This is a genomic window from Variovorax durovernensis (assembly GCF_977011995.1).
The window spans coordinates 4,667,087-4,687,521 of sequence record NZ_CDRNCW010000001.1 but is presented as its reverse complement, the minus strand read 5'-3'; the positions used below and the strand labels follow the sequence as shown (position 1 = coordinate 4,687,521).

The 20,435-nt window shown below is 69.0% G+C and carries 22 protein-coding genes; 11 read left to right on the top strand and 11 right to left on the bottom strand.

All coding sequences use genetic code 11. From position 1 onward, the window contains the following. The first annotated feature begins 36 nt into the window (after nucleotides 1-36). Together ACWV14_RS22370 and ACWV14_RS22365 are read left to right on the top strand one after the other, a co-directional pair. The gene (locus ACWV14_RS22370; protein WP_454903798.1) at nucleotides 37-2,130 is read left to right on the top strand and encodes a TonB-dependent receptor; all 2,094 of its coding nucleotides are present in this window, start codon (nucleotides 37-39) and stop codon (nucleotides 2,128-2,130) included. A 52-nt stretch (nucleotides 2,131-2,182) separates the two neighbouring features. After that, nucleotides 2,183-3,133, top strand: a complete 951-nt coding sequence (locus ACWV14_RS22365; protein WP_454903797.1) for an AEC family transporter — start codon at nucleotides 2,183-2,185, stop codon at nucleotides 3,131-3,133. A gap of 21 nt (nucleotides 3,134-3,154) precedes the next feature. On the opposite strand, the gene pdxH is transcribed toward ACWV14_RS22365, so the two are convergent. Further along, nucleotides 3,155-3,808 (bottom strand): pyridoxamine 5'-phosphate oxidase, encoded by a 654-nt coding sequence (pdxH, locus tag ACWV14_RS22360; RefSeq protein WP_454903795.1) that lies wholly within the window; start codon nucleotides 3,806-3,808, stop codon nucleotides 3,155-3,157. Between the two features lie 29 nt (nucleotides 3,809-3,837). Here pdxH and ACWV14_RS22355 point away from each other — a divergent pair, with 29 nt between their 5' ends. Then, nucleotides 3,838-4,416 carry a nucleotidyltransferase family protein gene (locus ACWV14_RS22355; RefSeq protein WP_454903794.1) on the top strand — a complete coding sequence of 193 codons (579 nt, stop codon included), beginning with the start codon at nucleotides 3,838-3,840 and terminating at the stop codon, nucleotides 4,414-4,416. Here the strand turns inward: ACWV14_RS22355 and ACWV14_RS22350 are convergent. Both ACWV14_RS22350 and ACWV14_RS22345 read right to left on the bottom strand, forming a co-directional pair. Continuing rightward, on the bottom strand, nucleotides 4,406-4,942 hold the full coding sequence (locus tag ACWV14_RS22350) for a superoxide dismutase family protein (RefSeq protein ID WP_454903792.1): 537 nt from the start codon (nucleotides 4,940-4,942) through the stop codon (nucleotides 4,406-4,408). The genes ACWV14_RS22355 and ACWV14_RS22350 overlap by 11 nt on opposite strands. Then, nucleotides 4,939-5,625, bottom strand: coding sequence for a gamma-glutamylcyclotransferase (locus ACWV14_RS22345; protein ID WP_454903791.1), 687 nt, complete (start codon nucleotides 5,623-5,625; stop codon nucleotides 4,939-4,941). Before ACWV14_RS22345 ends, ACWV14_RS22350 begins: the two co-directional genes overlap by 4 nt. 135 nt (nucleotides 5,626-5,760) lie before the next feature. Here ACWV14_RS22345 and ACWV14_RS22340 point away from each other — a divergent pair, with 135 nt between their 5' ends. The 4 genes from ACWV14_RS22340 to ACWV14_RS22325 all read left to right on the top strand — a co-directional run bounded on the left by ACWV14_RS22340 (nucleotide 5,761) and on the right by ACWV14_RS22325 (nucleotide 9,880). After that, entirely contained in the window at nucleotides 5,761-6,318 is a 558-nt protein-coding gene (locus ACWV14_RS22340) for an OmpA family protein (RefSeq protein WP_454903790.1), read from the top strand. Nucleotides 6,319-6,515: 197 nt separating this feature from the next. Beyond that, nucleotides 6,516-8,354: a phosphogluconate dehydratase gene (edd, locus tag ACWV14_RS22335; RefSeq protein ID WP_454903789.1), complete on the top strand. Its 1,839-nt coding sequence runs from the start codon at nucleotides 6,516-6,518 to the stop codon at nucleotides 8,352-8,354. A gap of 159 nt (nucleotides 8,355-8,513) precedes the next feature. Continuing rightward, nucleotides 8,514-9,149, top strand: coding sequence for a bifunctional 4-hydroxy-2-oxoglutarate aldolase/2-dehydro-3-deoxy-phosphogluconate aldolase (eda, locus tag ACWV14_RS22330; RefSeq protein WP_454903788.1), 636 nt, complete (start codon nucleotides 8,514-8,516; stop codon nucleotides 9,147-9,149). A 2-nt stretch (nucleotides 9,150-9,151) separates the two neighbouring features. Further along, nucleotides 9,152-9,880 (top strand): haloacid dehalogenase type II, encoded by a 729-nt coding sequence (locus ACWV14_RS22325; protein ID WP_454903787.1) that lies wholly within the window; start codon nucleotides 9,152-9,154, stop codon nucleotides 9,878-9,880. Here the strand turns inward: ACWV14_RS22325 and ACWV14_RS22320 are convergent, their stop codons facing one another. The 7 genes from ACWV14_RS22320 to ACWV14_RS22290 form a co-directional block, all read right to left on the bottom strand. Next, complete coding sequence (locus ACWV14_RS22320; RefSeq protein WP_454903786.1) at nucleotides 9,881-10,438, bottom strand: DUF1697 domain-containing protein; 558 nt, start codon at nucleotides 10,436-10,438, stop codon at nucleotides 9,881-9,883. A 19-nt stretch (nucleotides 10,439-10,457) separates the two neighbouring features. Then, complete coding sequence (gene gloA / locus ACWV14_RS22315; RefSeq protein WP_081268016.1) at nucleotides 10,458-10,871, bottom strand: lactoylglutathione lyase; 414 nt, start codon at nucleotides 10,869-10,871, stop codon at nucleotides 10,458-10,460. 61 nt (nucleotides 10,872-10,932) lie between these two features. Next, nucleotides 10,933-11,613 carry a glutathione S-transferase family protein gene (locus tag ACWV14_RS22310; RefSeq protein ID WP_454903784.1) on the bottom strand — a complete coding sequence of 227 codons (681 nt, stop codon included), beginning with the start codon at nucleotides 11,611-11,613 and terminating at the stop codon, nucleotides 10,933-10,935. Nucleotides 11,614-11,715: 102 nt separating this feature from the next. Beyond that, nucleotides 11,716-12,402 carry an ABC transporter ATP-binding protein gene (locus tag ACWV14_RS22305; RefSeq protein WP_454903782.1) on the bottom strand — a complete coding sequence of 229 codons (687 nt, stop codon included), beginning with the start codon at nucleotides 12,400-12,402 and terminating at the stop codon, nucleotides 11,716-11,718. Next, on the bottom strand, nucleotides 12,399-14,078 hold the full coding sequence (locus ACWV14_RS22300) for an ABC transporter permease (RefSeq protein ID WP_454903781.1): 1,680 nt from the start codon (nucleotides 14,076-14,078) through the stop codon (nucleotides 12,399-12,401). The genes ACWV14_RS22305 and ACWV14_RS22300 overlap by 4 nt, the downstream gene beginning before the upstream one ends. A 40-nt stretch (nucleotides 14,079-14,118) precedes the next feature. Continuing rightward, nucleotides 14,119-15,183: a Fe(3+) ABC transporter substrate-binding protein gene (locus ACWV14_RS22295; RefSeq protein WP_454903780.1), complete on the bottom strand. Its 1,065-nt coding sequence runs from the start codon at nucleotides 15,181-15,183 to the stop codon at nucleotides 14,119-14,121. Between the two features lie 160 nt (nucleotides 15,184-15,343). Beyond that, nucleotides 15,344-15,892, bottom strand: a complete 549-nt coding sequence (locus ACWV14_RS22290) for a PaaI family thioesterase (protein WP_454903779.1) — start codon at nucleotides 15,890-15,892, stop codon at nucleotides 15,344-15,346. A gap of 75 nt (nucleotides 15,893-15,967) precedes the next feature. On the opposite strand from ACWV14_RS22290, the gene ACWV14_RS22285 reads away from it, so the two are divergent. The 4 genes from ACWV14_RS22285 to ACWV14_RS22270 all read left to right on the top strand — a co-directional run bounded on the left by ACWV14_RS22285 (nucleotide 15,968) and on the right by ACWV14_RS22270 (nucleotide 20,040). Then, nucleotides 15,968-16,423 (top strand): MarR family winged helix-turn-helix transcriptional regulator, encoded by a 456-nt coding sequence (locus ACWV14_RS22285; protein ID WP_454903778.1) that lies wholly within the window; start codon nucleotides 15,968-15,970, stop codon nucleotides 16,421-16,423. A gap of 103 nt (nucleotides 16,424-16,526) precedes the next feature. Then, a complete protein-coding gene (locus ACWV14_RS22280) occupies nucleotides 16,527-17,840 on the top strand; it encodes an MFS transporter (RefSeq protein WP_454903777.1) in 1,314 nt (437 codons plus the stop codon). Nucleotides 17,841-17,863: 23 nt separating this feature from the next. Then, entirely contained in the window at nucleotides 17,864-19,285 is a 1,422-nt protein-coding gene (locus tag ACWV14_RS22275) for an MATE family efflux transporter (protein ID WP_454903776.1), read from the top strand. A 44-nt stretch (nucleotides 19,286-19,329) separates the two neighbouring features. Next, on the top strand, nucleotides 19,330-20,040 hold the full coding sequence (locus ACWV14_RS22270; RefSeq protein ID WP_454903774.1) for an SDR family oxidoreductase: 711 nt from the start codon (nucleotides 19,330-19,332) through the stop codon (nucleotides 20,038-20,040). Between the two features lie 12 nt (nucleotides 20,041-20,052). Here ACWV14_RS22270 and ACWV14_RS22265 read toward each other — a convergent pair whose 3' ends face one another. Continuing rightward, nucleotides 20,053-20,370 (bottom strand): hypothetical protein, encoded by a 318-nt coding sequence (locus tag ACWV14_RS22265; protein WP_454903773.1) that lies wholly within the window; start codon nucleotides 20,368-20,370, stop codon nucleotides 20,053-20,055. Nucleotides 20,371-20,435: the final 65 nt, after the last annotated feature.

Here is a 20,435-nt window from a genome sequence, read left to right as displayed (position 1 = left end):
CGGCCGGTCGCCCCTTGATTTCAACGAGTGTTTTTCATGACCCCCAATTTCCGTCGCAACGCCATCGGCGCTGCCGTTCTTTCGCTCGCCGCACTGGCGGGCGCGGCGCAGGCGCAGACCGCGCCTGCGCCTTCCACCGCCAATGACGCCAGCCTGCGTGAAGTCACCGTCACCGGCAACCCGCTCGGCGCCAGCGACCTCATTGCGCCGACGACTTCGCTGTCGGGCGACAAACTGCTGCTGCGTTCCGAATCGACCCTCGGCGAAACGCTGAACAACCTGCCGGGCGTGAGCAGCAGCTACTTCGGCCCCAACGCCAGCCGGCCCAGCATCCGCGGGCAGGACGGCGACCGCATCCGCATCCTGCAGAACGGCGGCGGCGCGCCCGACGCCTCGGCGCTGAGCTACGACCACGCGGTGCCGGTCGACGCGCTCGTCACCGAGCGCATCGAGGTGCTGCGCGGCCCTTCGGCGCTGCAGTACGGCGGCAGCGCTGTCGGCGGCGTGGTCAACGTGATCGACAACCGCATTCCGTCCGAACCCATCAACGGCTTCGGCGGCCGTGCCGACCTGGGCTATGCCACCGGCAACAAGGAAAAGAGCGGCGGCGTGGTTCTTGAGGGCGGCAACGACCGCATCGCGCTGCACGTCGATGCCTTCAACCGAGATTCGAAAGATGTGTCGGTGCCCATCAGCCTGGAGTGCAGCAAGCCGGGCTCGCCGTGGATGGCACGCAAGATCTGCAACTCGGCCAACCAGGCGCACGGCGGCGCCCTGGGCGGCACGGTGTTCTTCGACCAGGGCTGGGTCGGCGCGTCGGTCAGTACCTACCGCAGCACCTACGGCACCGTGGCCGAGGACGACGTGACCATCGGCATGAAGTCCGACCGCCAGGCGCTCGAAGGCGAATGGCGCCCGGGCGGCTTCATCAGCAGCATCCACGCCAAGCTGAGCCACACCAACTACCGCCATACCGAATTCGAGGGCCGCGAGCCGGGCACCACTTTCTCGAACATGAGCAACGACCTCCGCCTCGAGGCTCGCCACCAGAAGATCGGCAACTTCGAGGGACTGGTCGGCTTCAGCAGCGAGACCAACCGCTTCGCCGCCGACGGCGAGGAAGCCTTCGCGCCGCACAGCCGCACGCGCTCGACCGCGCTGTTCGTGCACGAGGAGTACGGCACCTCGTGGGGGCGGCTGAGCTTCGGCGCGCGCACCGAGAAGGTCCGCGTGCGTTCGCTGGGCTACCCGGAAGACCCGAGCGTGACGCGCTTCGCCGTGGGCGAGCGCACCTTCAATCCGCACAGCGCAGCCTTCGGCGCTCTGGTCAATCTCACGCCGCAGTGGCAGTTGACTTCCAACCTCGCCTATACCGAGCGCGCGCCGAAGGACTACGAGCTGCTGGCCAACGGCCCGCACGTGGTAACGGCCGCGTGGGAGGTGGGCGACCCGAAGCTCGATAAGGAAAAGTCGACCGGCTTCGACCTTGGCGCGCAGTGGAAAGATGGCCCCAACACGGCCCGCGTCAACGCGTATGTCACGCGCTTTCGCAATTACATCGGGCTGACCGCCTCCGGCCGCGAGCTGGATTCCGAAGGCAACGTGGCCGAGCCCGGCACGCCCGACACGCTGGCCGAATACCTCTACGGCGGCGTGCGCGCGCGCTTCATCGGCATCGAGGCCAACGGCAACCTGCGCCTGCTGGGCGCCGACGGCTTCGCGCGCATGGCCGATGCCGGCACGCTCGACCTCGAATGGCGCGGCGACATCGTGCGTGCGAAGAACCTCGACACCGGCGAGCCGCTGCCGCGCATCGCACCGCTGCGCCTGGGCGCCACGCTGGCCTACGGCAACGGCCCGTGGACCGCGCGCCTGGGCTTCGACTACAACGCCGCGCAGCACCGTGTGCCGAGCGTGGGCGCGCGCGAGACCGATGCGTACACGCTGTGGAACGCGGCCATCACCTACCGCATGAAGGTGCAGCGCGCGAACCTCACCTGGTATGCGCGCGTGGACAACATCACCAACAAGCTGGCCTACAGCCCGACATCGATCCTCACGACCACGGTGTACCCGAACGCACCGCTGCCGGGGCGGACGCTGAAGGTCGGCTTACGCGTGACGTTCTGAGGAGCGAGGGAAGAGGAGGGGGCGACGGAAACCCCTCGGCTATCCTCGCCGGGTGAATTCGTTCGTCATCTCCTCGCTTCTTCCCGTCGTCCTGCTCATCGCCGCGGGCTACCTTGCCGGAAGGCGCCGCTGGATCGGCGGCAATGCAGTGAAGGACCTGTCGAACCTCATCTTCCTGCTGCTCGCGCCCGCGCTGCTGTTCCGTGCGATGAGCACGGTGCATGTCGAGCAGCTGAGCCTCAAGCCGGTGGCGGCGTACTTCATTGCCTCGGGCCTGCTGTTCGCGGGCACGATGGCGCTGCGCGGCTTCAATCGCACGGCGGCCGTGATCGCTCTGGCCAACACCTACAGCAACACCGTGATGATCGGCATCGCGCTGATCGGCCTGGCCTACGGCGAGGACGGCATGGTGGTGCTGCTCACCCTCATTTCTTTGCACTCGCTGGTGCTCTTGACCAGCGCCACGGTGGTGCTGGAGCTGGCCGTGGCGCGCGAGCACGCGGCGGCCGGCGGCGCGCAGAAGCACTCGATGGCGCGTACCGTGCTGCGCGCGCTGCGCAACGCCATCATCCATCCGGTGCCGCTGCCGATCCTGGCCGGGCTGCTGTTCGCGCAGACCGGGCTCGTCATGCCCGAGGTCATCGACAAGCCGATCCAGCTGCTCGGGCAGGCCTTCGGACCGGTGGCGCTGGTGATGGTGGGCATCACGCTTGCGCTCACGCCCATCGGGCGGCACTGGCGCGGCGCGCTGACCCAGGCGCTGGTGAAGAACCTGCTGCACCCGCTGCTGGTGGCCGCCATCGGCTGGGCGCTGGGTGTGCGCGGCATCCCGCTCACGGTGATGGTGGTGGCGGCGGCGCTGCCGATCGGCGCCAACGTGTTCCTGTTCTCGCAGCGCTATCGCACCGCCGAAGACCTGGTAACGGCCAGCGTCGCGGTGTCGACGGTGCTGGCCCTCGGCACGCTGACACTGGTGATGGTCTGGGTGCAGTGGCTGCCCTGAAGCAAGGCCTGACGACGCGGCTCAGGGCGCGAGCCGCTCGCGCACCCAGTCCGTGCCTTCGAGCCGGTAGCGCAGCCGGTCGTGCAGCCGGCTCTTGCGGCCCTGCCAGAACTCCCAGCGGTCGGGCACCAGCCGGTAGCCGCCCCAATGCGGCGGACGCGGGGGAGAGAGCAGATGCCTGGCGGCGAACAGGGCCGCGTTCTTCACCAGCACGTCGCGTCCGCTGATCACCTCGCTCTGCGGGCTGGCCCAGGCGCCGATTCGCGAATCGAGCGGGCGGCTGGCGAAGTAGGCGTCGCTCTCGTCGGCGCCGACCTTCTCTACGCGGCCCTCGATGCGCACCACGCGCTCCAGCTCGACCCAGTGGAACTGCAGCGATGCGTACGGATTGCCCGACAGCTCGCGGCCCTTGCGGCTCTCGTAGTTGGTGTACCAGACGATGCCGCGCGCGTCGTAGCCCTTGATGAGCACGATGCGGCTCGACGGCCGCAGGTCGCTGCCCACGGTGCACAGCGTCATCGCGTTGGGCTCGGGCACCTGCGCGTCGATGGCCTCGGTGAGCCAGCGTTCGAACTGCTTCAGCGGGTCGCCGGCGCTGTGGGCCTCGCCGAGCTCGGCGCGCTCGTAGCTCTTGCGCAGCGCGGCCAGCGCGTCATTGGAAAGAGGGGAAGTCATGACAGGATTGTTGCGCACATACTCCGCCCATGACGACCAAGAAGGCGAATTCCCCGGTGGTGATCGTGCTGGCCTCGGGCCGCGGCGAGCGCTTCATCGCGGCCGGCGGTACAGGTTCCAAGCTTCAGGCGCCGCTGGCCGGCAAGCCGGTGCTGGCACGCACGCTGGACGCGGTGCGCGCCAGCGGACTGCCGTGGCACCTGGAAGATGCTGGGCACCCCGGCATGGGCGATTCGATTGCGGCTGCGGTGCGGGCCACGCCCGATGCCGCCGGCTGGCTGATCCTGCCGGGCGACCTGCCGCTGGTGCGGCCCGAAACGCTGCTGGCGGTCGCTGCCGCGCTGGGCATTGGCGTAAATGCAGTGCAGCCGCAGTACTGGGGAGAGCGCGGGCATCCGGTCGGCTTCGGGGCCGCCTGCCATGCACAGCTCGCGGCGCTGGAGGGGGCCCTGGGCGCGTCGTCCGTGCTGCGGGCGATGCGCGCGGCCGGCTCGGTCACCGACCTCGCGGTGGACGATGTCGGCGTGGTGACCGACATCGACACGCCCGAGGCCCTGGCGCACGCCGAGGCGCTCTGGCTCGCAGGGCCGGGCAGGCTCAGCGCGTGATCACTGCGCAGGCGATGCGCGGGCCCGAGTTGCCCGAAGGCTGGGTCGTGAAGTCGTCGCGGTCGCGGTGAACGACGAGCGCGCGGCCGACCACGTTGTTGGCGGTGCCGTCGGTCAGGGAGATCGAGTGGTCTTCCACGCTGAAGCGCGCCACGCCGCCGGCGTCGGCCACCAGGCTCGGCAGTTCGCCGGCATGGCTGCCCGGCGCGGCGAACTTGCCGTGCGTGGCGCCGGTCGGGTTGAAGTGGCCGCCGGAGGCATCGCCGTTGTTGCCGCAGTCGCCCTTTTCGTGGATGTGGAAGCCGTGCTCGCTGCCCGGCACCAGGCCGCGCACCTCGCCCGACACGCGCACGCCGTGGTCCAGCGCGGTGAATGTCACCGTGCCGCGGGTCGGGTTGGGCGTGATCGCGCCGGTCGGCACCAGCTCCACGACCGTGCTGGGCTTGCCGCCCATGCTGCCGCAGGAGGCGAGTACGGCGCAGGCGCCCAGGGCGGCGGCGATGGCGGAGAGACGACGATGGTTCATGTGTTTTCCTTGGACGGTCCGGAGGAGGGGTGGGAGGGTTTGTCTGGAGACCCCGGAACATATACCGGAGCCTGCGGCGCGTCGCAATCGGCGGCGGACTGCTCTTGCGCGGCGGCCAGCGCCACCAGCCGGGCCAGCGCGGCGTCGTGGATGGCGTGGCGGCGCAGTTCCGCCAGCGTCTGCTGGGCGTAGTCGAGCGAACTGCCGTAGCGCCCCACCGCGTTGGCGAAGATGTGGCGGTAGTGCTCGTCGCTGAGTTCGCCCGTGAAGTTGGGGCTGCGCCGCGAAAGCGTGAACGCCAGCGCCCGCACCGGGCCTTCGGCCGTGCCGCAGCGCAGCCACTTGGGGTCGTACACGCCGGTCGGCATTTCGCGCAGCCAGAGCCGGCGCAGGGTATCGAGCCCTTCGGCCTTCGGCACCCGGAACACCATGCCCCGCACGCTGCCGCCGGAGAGCAGGCCGAACACCAGGCCGGGCACCTGCACGCTGCCGCGGTTGACCCGGCTCCACATCTTCAGCGCCCGGTGCCAGCCGCGCACCCAGGCCGGGCGCCGCTCGATGAAGTCGAACTCGGGCCGCCAGATCAGTGAGCCGTAGCCGAACAGCCACAGATCCTCATGCCCGCCCCAGTCGGCGATGGCGCGTTCGAGCATCGGTTGCGGGTCGCGCAGGGGCTTGGGCATGGGGTCGAGTCCCGGCGGACCGGGGTTTGGCGCCGGGTCCGACACGGGCGTGCCGGGGCCGGGGCCTACAATTTCGTGATCATGGTTCACCGCACCATTATTTACCGTCCCCTTTCCTACGGAGCAAGACCCGCAATGAGCGACGACGACAGCCAGCAAAATTTCATCCTCGGCTTCCTGATGGCGTTGATCGCTCTCGTGATCTTCTTCGTGATCGGCATCGTGCTCTGGCACAAGTCGCACAACCCGGCCGCGGCGCTGGCCGCCGCCAAGCCGCCGGCGGTGGTGATCTCGGCACCCGCGCCCGGCGCGGAGCCCAAGCTGGCCGAAGTGACTGAAACCGTCACGGTCACGATCCCCGATGGCGCCAGCATCCGCGTGGTCAACGGTGTGGTGAACTTCTACTTCGCAACCGGCAGCGCCGACTTGGCGCCCGGTGCCGCCGAAGCGCTGGCCGCGGTCATCAAGGGCGTGGAAAGCGGGCGCAAGGCGGTGATCTCCGGCTTCCACGACACCACCGGCGACGCCGCCATCAACGAACAGCTTGCCAAGAAGCGGGCCGAAATGGTGCGCGACGTGCTCGTGGGCCTGGGCGTTCCGGCCGCCAAGGTCGACCTGCAGAAGCCCGCGGTCACGGCCGGCACGGGCAACAACGCGGAAGCGCGCCGCGTCGAGGTCAAGCTGGTCGACTGACCGCCTTGCCGCCTTCGCAGGCCAAAGAGAGCCCGGTCCGCCGGGCTTTTTTCATGCGCGCCGCCTCGTGGGGCATGACTGAGTAAATTCGTATCGTCCGGCGCCCTCATTTCATCAGCCCGCGGCGCCCGGCTTGGTACCATGGGCCTCCAGGCCCACAGTCGCCCCGGCGACACGCAGCAAGAGCCAATATCCCCATGAGCAGCAGCACACACCCCACCGTCCGCGACGTCACCGATCGCATCCGCGAGCGCAGCCATGGGCCGCGCAGCGCCTACCTCGCCCAACTGGCCGAGATCCGCAACCGAGACCGCGGCTCCGACCGCATGGGCTGCGCCAACGTGGCGCACGCCGTGGCCGGCATCCCGGCCAACGACAAATTCCGCGTGGTGGCCGAACGCGCGCCCAACATCGGCATCGTCACCGCCTACAACGACATGCTCTCGGCCCACGCGCCGTACCAGGGCTACCCCGACATCATCAAGCAGGAGGCCCGCCGCCTCGGTGCCACCGCCCAGGTGGCCGGCGGCGTGCCGGCCATGTGCGACGGCGTCACGCAGGGCACGCCAGGCATGGAGCTGAGCCTGTTCAGCCGCGACGTGATCGCCATGGGCACCGCCATCGCGCTCACGCACGACATGTTCGACGCCGCGCTGATGCTCGGCGTGTGCGACAAGATCGTGCCGGGCCTGCTGATCGGCGCCTTGCACTTCGGCCACCTGCCGACGGTGTTCGTGCCCGCCGGCCCCATGCCTTCGGGCCTGTCGAACGGTGCCAAGTCGAAGGTACGCGAACAGGCGGCGCAGGGGCTCGTTGGCCGCCAGGGGCTGCTCGACGCTGAAATGGCCGCCTATCACACACAGGGCACCTGCACCTTCTACGGCACCGCCAACAGCAACCAGATGCTGCTGGAGGCCATGGGCCTGCACGTGCCCGGCACGGCCTTCATCCAGCCGGGCGACGCGATGCGCGAAACGCTCACGCGCGAGGCTGTGCGCACGGTGCTGGGCAAGGCCGGCGACGCCGCCTTCCAGTGCCCGCCCATAGGCGAGATGGTCGACGAGCGCTGCATCGTCAACGCCATGGTCGCGCTGCTGGCCACGGGAGGCTCCACCAACCACCTGATCCACTGGGTGGCCGTGGCGCGCGCGGCCGGCATCGTGATCGACTGGGACGACTTCTCCAAGCTCTCCGACATCATTCCGCTGCTGACCCGCGTGTACCCCAACGGCAGCGCCGACGTGAACGAATTCCAGGCGGCCGGCGGCCCCGGCTTCGTGATCGGCGAACTGGTGGACGCGGGCCTGATGCACGGCGACGTGCTCACCGTGCGCGCCGGCGGGATCCGCGAGTTCGGCAACGTGCCGTCTTTGGTCGAGGGCGGCGAGCAGCGGCTGAGCTGGAGCCCCGCCGCGCCGTCGAAGAACGACGCCGTCGCAAGGCCGGTGAGCAGCCCCTTCAGCGCCACCGGCGGCTTGAAGCTGCTGAGCGGCAACCTCGGCCGCAGCGTCATCAAGGTGTCCTCGGTGCCGGATGACCGCCATGTCATTGAGGCACCCGCGCGCGTGTTCGACTCGCAGGCGGCGCTGCACAAGGCCTTCACCGCCGGCGAGCTTGAGCGCGACGTGGTCTGCGTGGTGCGCTGGCAGGGCCCGCAGGCCAACGGCATGCCCGAGCTGCACAAGCTCACTCCGCCGCTGTCGGTGCTGCAGGGCAAGGGATTCCGCGTGGCGCTGGTCACCGACGGCCGCATGAGCGGCGCGTCGGGCAAGATTCCGGCCGCCATCCACGTATCGCCCGAAGCGGCCGCCGGCGGCCCGCTCGCCAAGGTGCGCGACGGCGACCTGATCCGGCTGGACTCGGTGGCGGGTACGCTCGCCGTGCTGCTGCCCGAAGACGAATGGGCCGCGCGCGAAACCGCAACGCTGCCCGAAGCACAGCGCATCGCCGACGGGCGGGGCCTAGGCCGCGAGCTGTTCGCCGGCATGCGCAGAAACGCATTGACTGCAGAAGAAGGAGCCTGCTCATGGCTGTGATCAGGCTCGCCCCCAGGCTGCGCGCACTTCGTGTCGCTTCGCCCGCCCCCTGCCGGGGGCAACACCAGCGGCCCGGCAAAGCCGTTTCCGCGGTGTTTCTGGAATCGAGCCCTGCGCAGTTCGAGGCTGCGGGCTGTACGAAACATATGGAGCCATGAGATGACAGAAAAACTCACCCCCCTCGACGTGATGCGCGACGCACCCGTCATTCCGGTCATCGTGCTGAACGACGTGAAAGACGCGGTTCCGCTCGCGCGCGCCCTGGTGGCCGGCGGCATCCGCATGCTCGAGGTCACGCTGCGCACGCCGCAGGCGCTGCAGTGCATCGAGGCCATCGCCAAGGAAGTGCCCGAAGCCGTGGCCGGCGCGGGCACCATCCGCAGCGCGGCCGATGCGCAGGCGTCGGCGCTGGCCGGGGCAAAGTTCGGCGTGAGCCCGGGCTACACGCGCTCCGTCGGCAAGGCCTGCCACGACCTCGGCCTGCCGCTCCTGCCCGGCGTGGCAACCGGCAGCGAGATCATGACCGCGCAGGAAGACGGCTACACCCAGCTGAAGTTCTTCCCCGCGCTCCAGGCCGGCGGCCTGCCGATGCTCAAGGCATGGCAAGGCCCGTTCGGCGACGTCACCTTCTGCCCCACGGGCGGCATCCATGCGGGCAATGCGGCGGAGTTCCTCGCTCTGTCGAACGTGGCCTGCGTGGGCGGTTCGTGGATCGTGCCGACCGACGCCATCCGCGACGGAGACTGGGCCCGCATCGAGCAGTTGGCACGCGCCGCGAGCCAGCTGCCGCGCTGAACATGCGCGCCGCGTTCGACGCGAGCGACCTCAAGGTCATCGCGTTCGACGTCTTCGGCACGGTGGTCGACTGGCACAGCGGCATTGCGGCCGAGGCCGAAAGCGCGCTGCCTGGTGTCGATGGCGCCGCCTTCGCGCTGGCCTGGCGTGCGGGCTACCAGCCCGCGATGAAGGCCGTGATGGAACGCATCGCCGCGGGCGAGGGCGGCTTCACGCTGCTCGACGAGCTGCACCTGAGCATGCTCGAGCAGGTGCTGCACGATTTCAGCCTGGCCGACCGTCTCGACACCGCCGCCAAGCGCGACCTGAGCCGCGCCTGGCACCGGCTGCCGGCCTGGCCCGATTCGGTGGCCGGGCTCACGCGGCTCAAGAAGAAATTCACCATCTGCACCCTGTCGAACGGCAACATCGGCCTGCTCACCGAAATGGCCAAGCGCGCCGGCCTGCCCTGGGACTGCGTGCTGTCGGCCGAGGTGTTCAAGGCCTACAAGCCCGACCCGCGTACCTACCTGGGCGTGGCGGGCGTGTTCGACGCCACGCCCGGCCAGGTGATGCTGGCCGCGGCGCACCACGACGACCTGACCGCCGCGCGCACCTGCGGGCTGAAGACCGCGTACATCGAGCGCCCGCATGAGTTCGGCCGCGCCCGGCCGAAGGACGTATCGCCGCAGCCGGACAACAACCTGCATGCACGCGACATCGACGAACTGGCCGATCTGCTGGGCTGCTGATCAGTCCGTGAGCAGTTTTTCCACCGTGCGCAGGTTGCGCGAGGTGGTGCTCGATTTGTAGCGGGTCTTCGCCAGCAGCTTGGCGACCGGTGTGTCGGTGCTTTCGCCGCGCGGGCATTCCCAGTACAGCACGCCCTTGCCGCGCTTCAGGCGTTCGACCTTGGCGTCGACGGTGCCGGCCTTCTCGATGATCTCGTCGAGCATGGCGGCGTCGGAGCCGAACACGAGGTACGGGTGGCGCTCTTCGTCGATGCGCTCGAAGGGGTAGCCCGCGGCCATGTCGGCCACGGTTTTCTGCGTGAGCAGCACGATCCAGGCGTCGTAGCCAAAGCGCTTGCGCAGGGCCTGCTCGATGCGGGTGCGCAGGGCGCCGGCGTCGCTTTCGTCGGTGTCGAACAGCACATTGCCGCTGGCGAGCACGGTGCGCACCGCGCCGAAGCCCAGTTCGACGAAGAGCGCCTTGAGGTCGGCGCTCTTGATCGTGATGCCGTTGACGTTCACGCCGCGCAGCAGTGCGACATGGCGGGTCGTGCTTGTCGGCTTCTTCGTGCCTGGCATGGAGCAGCCCCGCCTGGGTTCAGCGCAGGCCGCCGCCGGCGGCGCCTTCGTCGCGCTGGATCAGTTCTATCTTGTAGCCGTCGGGGTCCGTCACGAAGGCGATGACGGTGGTGCCGCCCTTGACCGGACCGGCTTCGCGTGTGACGTTGCCGCCCGCTGCCTTGATCTTTTCGCAGGCCGCGTAGGCGTCGGGCACGCCGAGCGCGATGTGGCCGTAGGCGGTGCCGAGTTCGTAGCTCTCGGTGCCCCAGTTGTAGGTCAGCTCGATCTCTGCCTGATCGGGGTTGCCCTTGCCGTAGCCGATGAAGGCGAGGCTGTATTTGTATTCGGGGTTTTCCGATGTGCGCAGCAGGTTCATGCCGAGCACCTTGGTGTAGAAGTCGATGGAGCGCTGGAGGTTGCCGACGCGCAGCATGGTGTGAAGAAGTCGCATCTCGTGGTGCCTTGTAGTTATGAAAGGGGAGGCCGCTATTGTCGGCTTCCGCGCGTGGCGATCAAGCCGCCAGGGTCAGCAGGTGGGCCTGGTGCTTGCGCAGGAAGGCCATGAGGTGCTGCGGATACTCGGGCACCACCGCATCGCGCACGCTGGGGCGAGCCGCCAGCGCCTGTCGCCATGCGTTGAGCCTGGGCTTGCCATCGAACACGCGCGAGTCGCTGATCGCATCGAACACCTCGAAGTAGCGGAACACCGGCGCAAACACCGCGTCGACCAGGCTGAAGCTGGCGCCCGCGAAGTAGGGGCCTTCGCCGAGCGTGGCTTCGACGCGTTCGAGCTTGGCTGCGAGCGCAAGGCGCTTCTGTTCGAACACGGCGGCGTCCTGCGTGGTCTCGTAGCCCCAGAGATCGGCGAGGATGGCCGATCCGAACTCCATCCATGCGCGATGTTCGGCACGTGTGAGCGGGTCTTCGGGGTGCAGGCGTGCGCCGGGCTGCGTTTCTTCGAGGTATTCGCAGATCACGTTGCTCTCGAACAGCACCGCTTCGGAGCCGTCGGGCCGGCGCACTTTCAGCAGCGGCACCTTGCCCAGCGGCGAGATGTCGAGAAACCACTGGGGCTTGTTCGCGAGGTCGACCACGACGCGCTCGAAGGGCACGCCTTTTTCATGCAGCGCGATCGCGGCGCGCTGGACGTAGGGGCACAGCAGGTGGCTGACGAGGGTGAGTGTCGGGGACATGGGGCTTTCCGTTCTCGAAAAGGATGTTTCGGATCGCCGCGATTCTTGCGGGGCCGAACAACCTTTTCCCGAAAAGCCCATTCGGAAAAAGACGCCCTTGTGCTAGGTCACCGCAGTGCCTTGCCAGTGCGTGATGCGCCCGCCATGCATCACGCCGATGCGGTCGGCCATGGCATGCGCCTCGGCCTCGTTGTGCGTCACCAGAATCGCGGTCTGGCCCGCCTGTTTCAGGATGCCGCGCACCTGTGCAGTAAGGCGCTCGCGCGTGCCGCCGTCGAGGTTGGAAAAAGGCTCGTCGAGCAGCAGCAGGGCGGGCGAGGGCGCGAGCGCGCGAGCCAGCGCGATGCGTTGCTGCTGGCCGCCAGAAAGCTCGTGCGGATAGCGCTCCGCGGCGTCTGCCAGGCCGACCAGCGCGAGCATCTCGGCCACCCGCTCGTGCTGCGTGTTGCGCGGCAGGCGGCGCAGCCCGAAGGCCACGTTCCTGGCGGCCGACAGGTGCGGGAACAGCGCATATTCCTGGAACATCATGCCCACGCGGCGCTGCTCGGGCGGCAGGTGAATCTGGCCGGACGACAGCAATGTGTCGCCCAGGCGGATGGTGCCGCCGCGCACCGGCTCGAAGCCCGCGATGGCGCGCAGCACCGTGGTCTTGCCGCAGCCCGAGGGTCCGAACAGGCAAGCGATGTCGCCCGCGTCCAGCGCGAGCGAGAAGCCGTCGACCACGGTGTGCGGGCCGCGCGGCGTGTCGTAGGCGAGCCTTAGCGAATCGAGGTGCAGCGAAGAACTCATGGCGTATCCGGGCTGAAAGTGGCGGTGGGCGTGCCCAGTTGGTTGCGCGCCAGCAGCACCACCGGCAGCAGGCCGGCCAGCACGATGGCGAGCGCGGCAATCGCGCCTTCTTCGTAGGTGCCGCGCGCGGCCTCGGCGTAGAGCCAGGTGGCGAGGGTGTCGAAATTGGCGGGCCGCAGCAGCAGCGTGGCGGGCAGTTCTTTCATTGCGTCGACGAACACCAGCAGCGCACTGGCCGCCAGCGCAGGGCGCAGCAGCGGCAGGTGCACGCGGCGCAGCGTGCCGCCGGTGGTTTCACCGAGCAGCCGGGAGGCCTGTTCGATGGCTGGAGGAATGCGCGAAAGACCCGCCTCGATGCCGCCCACCGGCATTGCCAGGAAGCGGATCGTGCAGGCCACCACCAGCACCACGCCCGCGGCCATCAACGGCAGGCCCTGCCAGCCGAAGGCCGTGGCAAGCGCCGCATCGAAAGCCAGTGCGGGTGTCAGCAGCCCGATGGCGAGCACCGTGCCCGGCACCGCATAGCCCAGCGTGGCGACGCGCGCCTGCCAGCGCGCACGGTTGATGCCGGAGCCCTGTGCGCGCGCGGTCCATGCGACCACCAGCCCCGCAGCCACGGCCGCCACGGTGACGCCCGCCGCCAGAGCCAGCGTGTTGCCCAGGCTTGCGAGCAGGCCTTGCGAAATGCCGCCGCCCTGGCGCAGCCGCTTGGCACTTTCCCAGACGAGGTACAGGGCCGGGGCCACGAAGCCGATCAACACCGGCAGTGCAGCGGCAGCGGTCGCAGCCCAGGCCGCGCCTCCGCGCAGCCGGCGCGGCTGCACGGCGCGCATGCGTTGTGCCGAGCCGAAGCGCTGGTGCCGGCGGCCATTGCGTTCGAGCCAGACCAGCGCCACCACCATGAACAGCATGGCGCATGCAATCTGCGCGGCGCCCGCGAGGTCGGAGCGCGTGATCCAAGTGGTGTAGACCGCCACCGTGAGCGTGTTGACGCCGAGGAATTCGGAGGCGCCGATGTCGTTGAGCGTTTCGAGCAGCGCCAGGCTCAGGCCCACGGCCAGCGCCGGTCGCGCCAGCGGCAGCGCCACGCGGAAGAATGCGCCGCGCCGGTTCTCGCCGAGCATGCGCGCGGCTTCCATCAGATGGGCCGGCTGCGTCATGAACATCGCGCGCGCCGTCATGTAGACGTAGGGGTACAGCACGAAGCCCAGCACGAAGATCGCGCCCGGCATGGAACGCAGGTCAGGCAGGCGGAACTGGCGCGGGCTGTCGAAGCCCAGCATCCAGCGGATGGCGCCCTGTACCGGGCCGATGGGGTGCAGCAGGTCGAGGTACGCGAAGGCGACGATGTACGTCGGCATCGCCAGCGGCAGCAGCAGCGCCCAGTGCAGCACGCCGCGCCCGGGAAAGTCGTGCGCCGTCACCAGCCATGCGCAGCCGGTGCCGATCAGCAGCACCAGCGTGCCGACGCCCGCCAGCAGCAGGGCAGTGTTGAGCGCCGCCTGCGGCAGCACGTGCGCGAGCAACGGTCCCCAATGCCCGACGCCCGAGCCGAACGCGATCCACGCGAGCGATAGCACCGGCGCGAGCACGCCGACGGCGATCAGGAAAGACGCGCAGCGCCAGGCCGGGCCCGCGGCGTGCAGGCCCGGCGGCCGGCGCCGCAGGAAGCTCATTCAGTCAATTGCCGGCAAGGTGTGCCCGGCTCCGTCGAAGTCACTGGTCGAAGCCGACCTTGTCGACCAGCGCGCTGGCCTGCTTGCGGTACTTGGCGATCTCGGTCAGCGGCAGCGGATCGACCTTCAGCTCGCCGATGGTCTGGCCGATGATGGGGTCGAGCGCCACGCCCTTGCGCACCGGGTATTCGTAGTTGGCCTGCGCGTAGAGCGCCTGGGCCGGTTCCGACACCAGGAACTCGAGCAGCTTGACCGCGTTGGCGCGCTGCGGCGCGTTCTTTGCCACGGCCGCGCCGCTGATGTTGACGTGCGTGCCGCCGCTCTTGGCGTTGGCGAAGGTCGGGCGCACCACCTTGATGGCGTCGCCCCACTTGCGCGCGTCGGTGCCTTCCTTGGCGCTCTTCATCTGGCCGACGTAGTACGAGTTGGCCAGGCCGACGTCGCAGATGCCGCCCAGGATGTCGCGCGCCACGTCGCGGTCGCCGCCGGTGGCCTTGCGCGCCAGGTTGGCCTTGACGCCGCGCAGCCACTGCTCGGCCTTGGCTTCGCCGTCATGCGCGATCAGCGAGGCGACCAGCGCGGTGTTGTAGGGATGCTGGCCGGCGCGGATGCAGACCTTGCCCTTGTACTTCGGGTTGGCCAGGTCTTCGTAGCGGAAGCTGGTGATCGGCAGGCTCTTGTCCGCGTAGAGCACGCGGGCGCGCATCGAGAGCGAGAACCACTGGCCGTCGGCGCCGCGCAGGTTGGCGGGAATGGCCGATTCGAGCGCGGCCGACTTCACAGGCTGCGTCACGCCGCCGTCCACCAGGTCCATGAGGTTGCCGATGTCCACCGTCATCAGCACGTCGGCCGGCGAGCGTGCGCCTTCGGCCTTCACTCGCTCCAGCAGGCCGTCCTTCACGAACACGGTGTTGACCTTGATGTTGCTCTGCGCGCTGAAGGCCGAGATGAGCGGCTGGATCAACGCCGGCTCGCGCGTCGTGTAGAGCGTGAGTTCGTCGGTGGCGGCTTGTGCGGGCAGGGCGGCAACGGCCAGCCAGGCGGCGCTGGCGCCGAACAGTGCGCGCGCGGCGCGGCCTCGGACGCTTTTGCGTTCGGTGAACATGAAGAAATCCTCCGGGAAGCGGCTGTGAAATATTCTGGAAACGCCGCCGCCTGATGCCTTGGCAACGGCGGCGATGAGAATAATTATCACTGGGCCTGCTAAGGCCGACGCCTTTGGACTTACAGGTCGAAGGCCTACTTCGCTTCCAGGCAGCTCAGGGTCAACGCGCCGGCGGGATCTCGAACACCAGGCAGGTGGTCGTGGCGTGCGCGTACAGCGTGCCGTCGGGTCCGTACAGCCGCGCTTCGGCGGTGGCCAGTTGCTTGCCGCAATGGATCACCTTGCCTTCGGCGCGCACGCGCTGCACCTTGGGCGTCAAGCCCTTCACGTAGTTCACGCCCAGCTCGGCGGTCGTGTAGCCCCGGCCGGGCGGCATCATGGTGTGCACCGAGCAGCCCAGGGCGGAGTCGAGCATGGTCGCGACCCAGCCGCCATGGATGGTGCCCAGCGGATTCAGGTGCTGCGGCAGCGGCGTGCCCTGGAAGATGGCCACGCCGGCGCGCACTTCCACGATCGTGAAGTCCAGCGTCTTGGCGATGGCCGCGTAGGGAATCTCGCCGGCCAGCATCGCCTGCATCACTTCGAGGCCGGTCTTGCCCGCGATCTGCTCGGGGCGGGCGAGGCCGGGGCCGGGGCCCGCGTCGAGGCGCTCGGTGATGCGGCGTTCTTCGGCGATCCAGCCTTCGAGCTGGTTGAGGTTCTGTGTCATGCCTGTGTTCCTTCTGGGGGCTTTGCTGGGTGGTGTTGATTGCATATGCAATAGTTGCACATACAATAATATCCCATGGACACACCCACCAAGCCGCGCGGCTGCACCAGCTTCAAGGTGCGCCAGCTGTCGCGCCGCCTTTCGCAGCACTACGACGCCGAGGTTTCGCAAAGCGGCCTCAAGACCACGCAGTACTCGCTGCTGTCGAACCTGGCCCGCGTCGGCCCCTGCCGCCCGGTCGACCTGGCTGCCGAACTCAAGATGACCGCCTCCACCCTGAGCCGCAACCTGCAGCCGCTGATCGCCGCGGGCTTCGTGGCGCAGACCGCCGGTGCCGATGCGCGCAGCCGGCTGGTGCAGGTCACGCCCGAGGGCGAGGCCAAGCGGCGCGAGGCCCTGGGGCACTGGAAGACCGCGCAGCAGAAGCTCAATGCGCTGCTGGGCGTGGAGCGCGTGCTGGCGCTGCACCTGCTGATCGACGAGTCGATGGAACTGCTGGGCGCCGACGACGCACCCGACGCCGACGACTGACCCCACCACCCGCCGCTTTCCCACGCATGCACATCAGGCGCACGGCCGCGCGCCGCCCCCGTTTTCTTCGTCCTCCACATCGCATTCCAACATCCGAGGTCTCATGTTCGCCAACCAAGTTTCCGCATGGCTGCAGCGCCCCGGCATCCACTACGGCTGGATCGTCGCCGCCATCACCTTCCTGACCATGCTGACCATGTCGGCTGCGCTGGGCCTGCCGGGCGCCATGCTCAAGCCGCTCGGCCAGGAATTCGGCTGGAGCACCGAGCAGATCTCGTCGGCGCTCGCGCTGCGCTTCGCGCTGTTCGGCCTGATGGGGCCGTTCGCCGCGGTGCTCATGGAACGCTACGGCCTGCGCGCGGTCATCTGCACCGGCCTTGCACTGGTGGGCCTGGGCATGGCGCTCGTCACCATGGCTTCGCAGCTATGGCAGCTGTTCGTGCTGTGGAGCCTGATGCTGGGCCTGGGCACCGGCATGACCGCGCTGGTGCTTGGCGCGGTGGTGGCCAACCGCTGGTTCGTGGCGCGGCGCGGCCTGGTCATCGGCATGCTCACGGCCAGTTCGGCCACGGGGCAACTGGCGTTCCTGCCGTTCGCGGCCTGGATGATCGAGCACTGGGGCTGGCGCTCGGCCATCGTGCCGATCGTGATCGGCAGCATCCTCATCGGCCTGCTCGCGCTGTGCCTGATGCGCAACCGTCCGTCCGACATCGGCCTGCTGCCCTACGGCGAAAAGCCCGGCACGCAGCCGGCGGCGCCCGCCACCGCCGCGCCCGCCATGAACTTCGCCACGCCATTCCGCGTGCTGAAGGAAGTCTCGACCAACCGCACCTTCTGGATCCTGGCGGGCACCTTCTTCATCTGCGGCCTGAGCACCAACGGCCTGGTGCAGACGCACTTCATCTCGCTGTGCGGCGACAACGGCATGGGCGCCGTGCCCGCCGCGTCGGTGCTGGCGATGATGGGCGCCTTCGACTTCGTCGGCACCATCCTCTCGGGCTGGCTGTCGGACCGCTATGACAACCGCAAGCTGCTGTTCTGGTACTACGGCCTGCGCGGTCTGTCGCTGTTCTGGCTGCCGCATTCGGAGTTCACCATCTACGGCCTGGGCATCTTCGCGATGTTCTACGGCCTCGACTGGATCGCCACCGTGCCGCCGACCGTCAAGCTCGCGGGCGCTGCCTTCGGTCCCGCCAAGGTGGGCCTGGTGTTCGGCTGGGTCTTTGCCGCGCACCAGTTGGGCGCCGCGACGGCCGCCTATGGCGCCGGCTTCGCACGCACGCTGCTGCTGACCTATACCCCGGCGCTGTACGCAGCTGGCGCGGCCTGCCTGGTGGCCGCGTTGATCGTGCTGATGATCCGCCGCCCGGCCGCCAAGGCCGGCACACCCGTGACGCCCGCCGCGGCACGCGCCTGACCCGATCGCATCGAGGCCCCGCCATGACCGCTACCGGCAACACCGCCGAACTCGACCCACGCACCCGGCGCCTGCTCGAGGCGCCCATCGTGCCCACGCTGCTGCGACTGGCCGCGCCCAACGTGCTGGTGATGGTGGCGCAGGCCTCCGTCGGCCTGATCGAAACCTACTTCGTCGGCAAGCTCGGCACCGACGCGCTCGCGGGCATGGCGCTCGTGTTCCCAATCGTCATGCTGATGCAGATGACCTCCAGCGGCGCGATGGGCGGCGGCATCGCATCGTCCATCGCCCGTGCGCTGGGTGCGCGGCGCCGCGCCGATGCCGATGCGCTGGTGTGGCATGCCATCGTCATCGCGCTGGGCTTCGGCCTGTGCTTCACGCTCGCGCTGATACTGGGCGGACGCTGGCTCTACGGGATCATGGGCGGCACTGGCCCGGCGCTCGAAGCCGCTCTCACTTACTCGCACTGGGTGTTCTCGGGGGCGGTGCTGGTGTGGCTGTTCAACTCGCTGTCGGCCATCATCCGCGGCACCGGCAACATGTCGGTGCCTGCCAACGTGACGGTGGTGGGCGTGGTGTTCCTGATTCCGGCGTCGCCGCTGCTGATCTTCGGCATCGGTCCGCTGCCGGGCATGGGCATCGCCGGCGGCGCGATGGCGCTGCTGCTGTATTACCTGCTGGGCTCCATTGCGCTCATCGTCTATCTGCGCTCGCCGCGCAGCCTGCTGCGGCCCACACTGGCCGCGCTCAAGCTGCGCTGGCCGCTGTTCCGCGACATCCTGCGCATCGGGCTGGTGGGCGCGGTGTCCACCGTGGCCACCAACCTGTCTATCGGCATCGCGACCGCGCTCACCGGGCATTTCGGCTCGGGCGCGCTGGCCGGCTACGGCACGGCCTCGCGGCTGGAGTACCTGCTGGTGCCGCTGGTGTTCGGCCTCGGCGCGCCGCTGGTCGCGATGGTCGGCACCTGCATGGGCGCGGGCCAGCGCGAACGCGCGCTGCGCGCCACCTGGGCCGGCGCGGCGCTGGCCTTTGCGTTGACCGAGACCATCGGCCTCGCGGCTGCTTTATTCCCGCGCCCATGGCTGCTGCTGTTCGGCAACGACCCGGCCATGCTCGAGACCGGTGCGCACTACCTGCGCGTGGTGGGGCCGCTCTACGGCTTCTTCGGCGTCGGGCTGGTGCTGTATTTCGCGTCGCAGGGCGCGGGCCGGCTGCTGTGGCCGGTGCTCGGCAACATCGCGCGGCTCGCGGTGGCCGGCACGGGCGGGTGGCTGGCGCTGCGCTGGGGCGGCGGGCTCACCGGCGTGTTCGCGGCGCAAGGCGTTGCGCTGGTGGTGTACGGCATCGTGATCGCATCGGCCATCGCGGGCGGTGCGTGGTTCGGCCGGGTGGGCTGGCCGCGCACCACCAGCGGCTTGCTGCGCCGAGTGGCGCAGGCTTGACGCTAAGCAGAAATTTCTGACGACTCTCAACTCAAAGGCACATCATGAAGATCAAGGACTCCGTCGTTTTCATTACCGGCGCCAATCGCGGCCTCGGCCTCGCTTTTGCGAAGGCAGCACTGGCGGCGGGCGCGCGCAAGGTCTACGGCGCGGCGCGCGACCCCAACTCCGTCACGCTGCCCGGCGTGACACCGGTGGCGCTCGACGTGACGCAGCCCGCGCAGATCGCGGCGGCCGTGCGCGCCTGCGGCGATGTGTCGCTGCTGGTCAACAACGCCGGCATTTCGCGCGGCTCCAGCCTGCTGGGTTCGCCCGATGCGATGGCTGCGGCGCGCGCGGAATTCGAAACGAATTTCTTCGGTCCCTGGGCCGTGACACAGGCTTTCGCGCCGGTGCTCGCGGCCAACGGCGGTGGCGCCGTGATCAACGTGCTGTCGGCCCTGAGCTGGACCACCTTCCCGAGCGTGGCGACCTACAGCGCGACCAAGTCGGCCGCATGGTCGCTGAGCAACGGGCTGCGCAACGAACTCGCCGGGCAAGGCACGCAGGTCACGAGCCTGCATGTGGCCTTCATGGACACCGACATGGCCGCGCATGTGCCCGGTGCCAAGGCTTCGCCCGACGACGTGGCGCGGCAGGCCCTGGAGGGCGTGGAGGCGGGCAAGGCCGAGGTGCTGGCCGACGCGGTCACACGGCAGCTCAAGCAGGGCCTGTCGAGCGATGCGCCGCCCTATGCGGCGGCGCCTGCCCGCTAGAGGCTCGCAGCCTCAGTAGCGGTACGGGTTGTTCGGCCGGTGGTCGTAGCGGTTGGGCACGCCGTCGCCGTCGTTGTCGCGGCGACCGTGGCGGCGGTCGTCCCAACGGCGGTCGCGGTAGTAGCGGTCATTGCCGTGGTAGTGCCGCGGGGCGTGGTAGTAACGCGGCGGAGGCGGCGGCGCGTAGTAGCGCGGGCGCGGCGGCGGTGGCGGCACGACGTAGACCTGCGCCTGGATGAAGCTGCCGCCAGTCTGTGCCTGGGCCGGTGCGGTGAATGCGGCCAGCGACAGCAAGGCCGCTGCGCCGAATGCCAAAGTAAGCTTTTTCATCTCTGATCCCCACTTGTGTGTTTGAAGCCTCATCCTCGCGCCCTTGTGTGAAGCTCTTGTAAGGC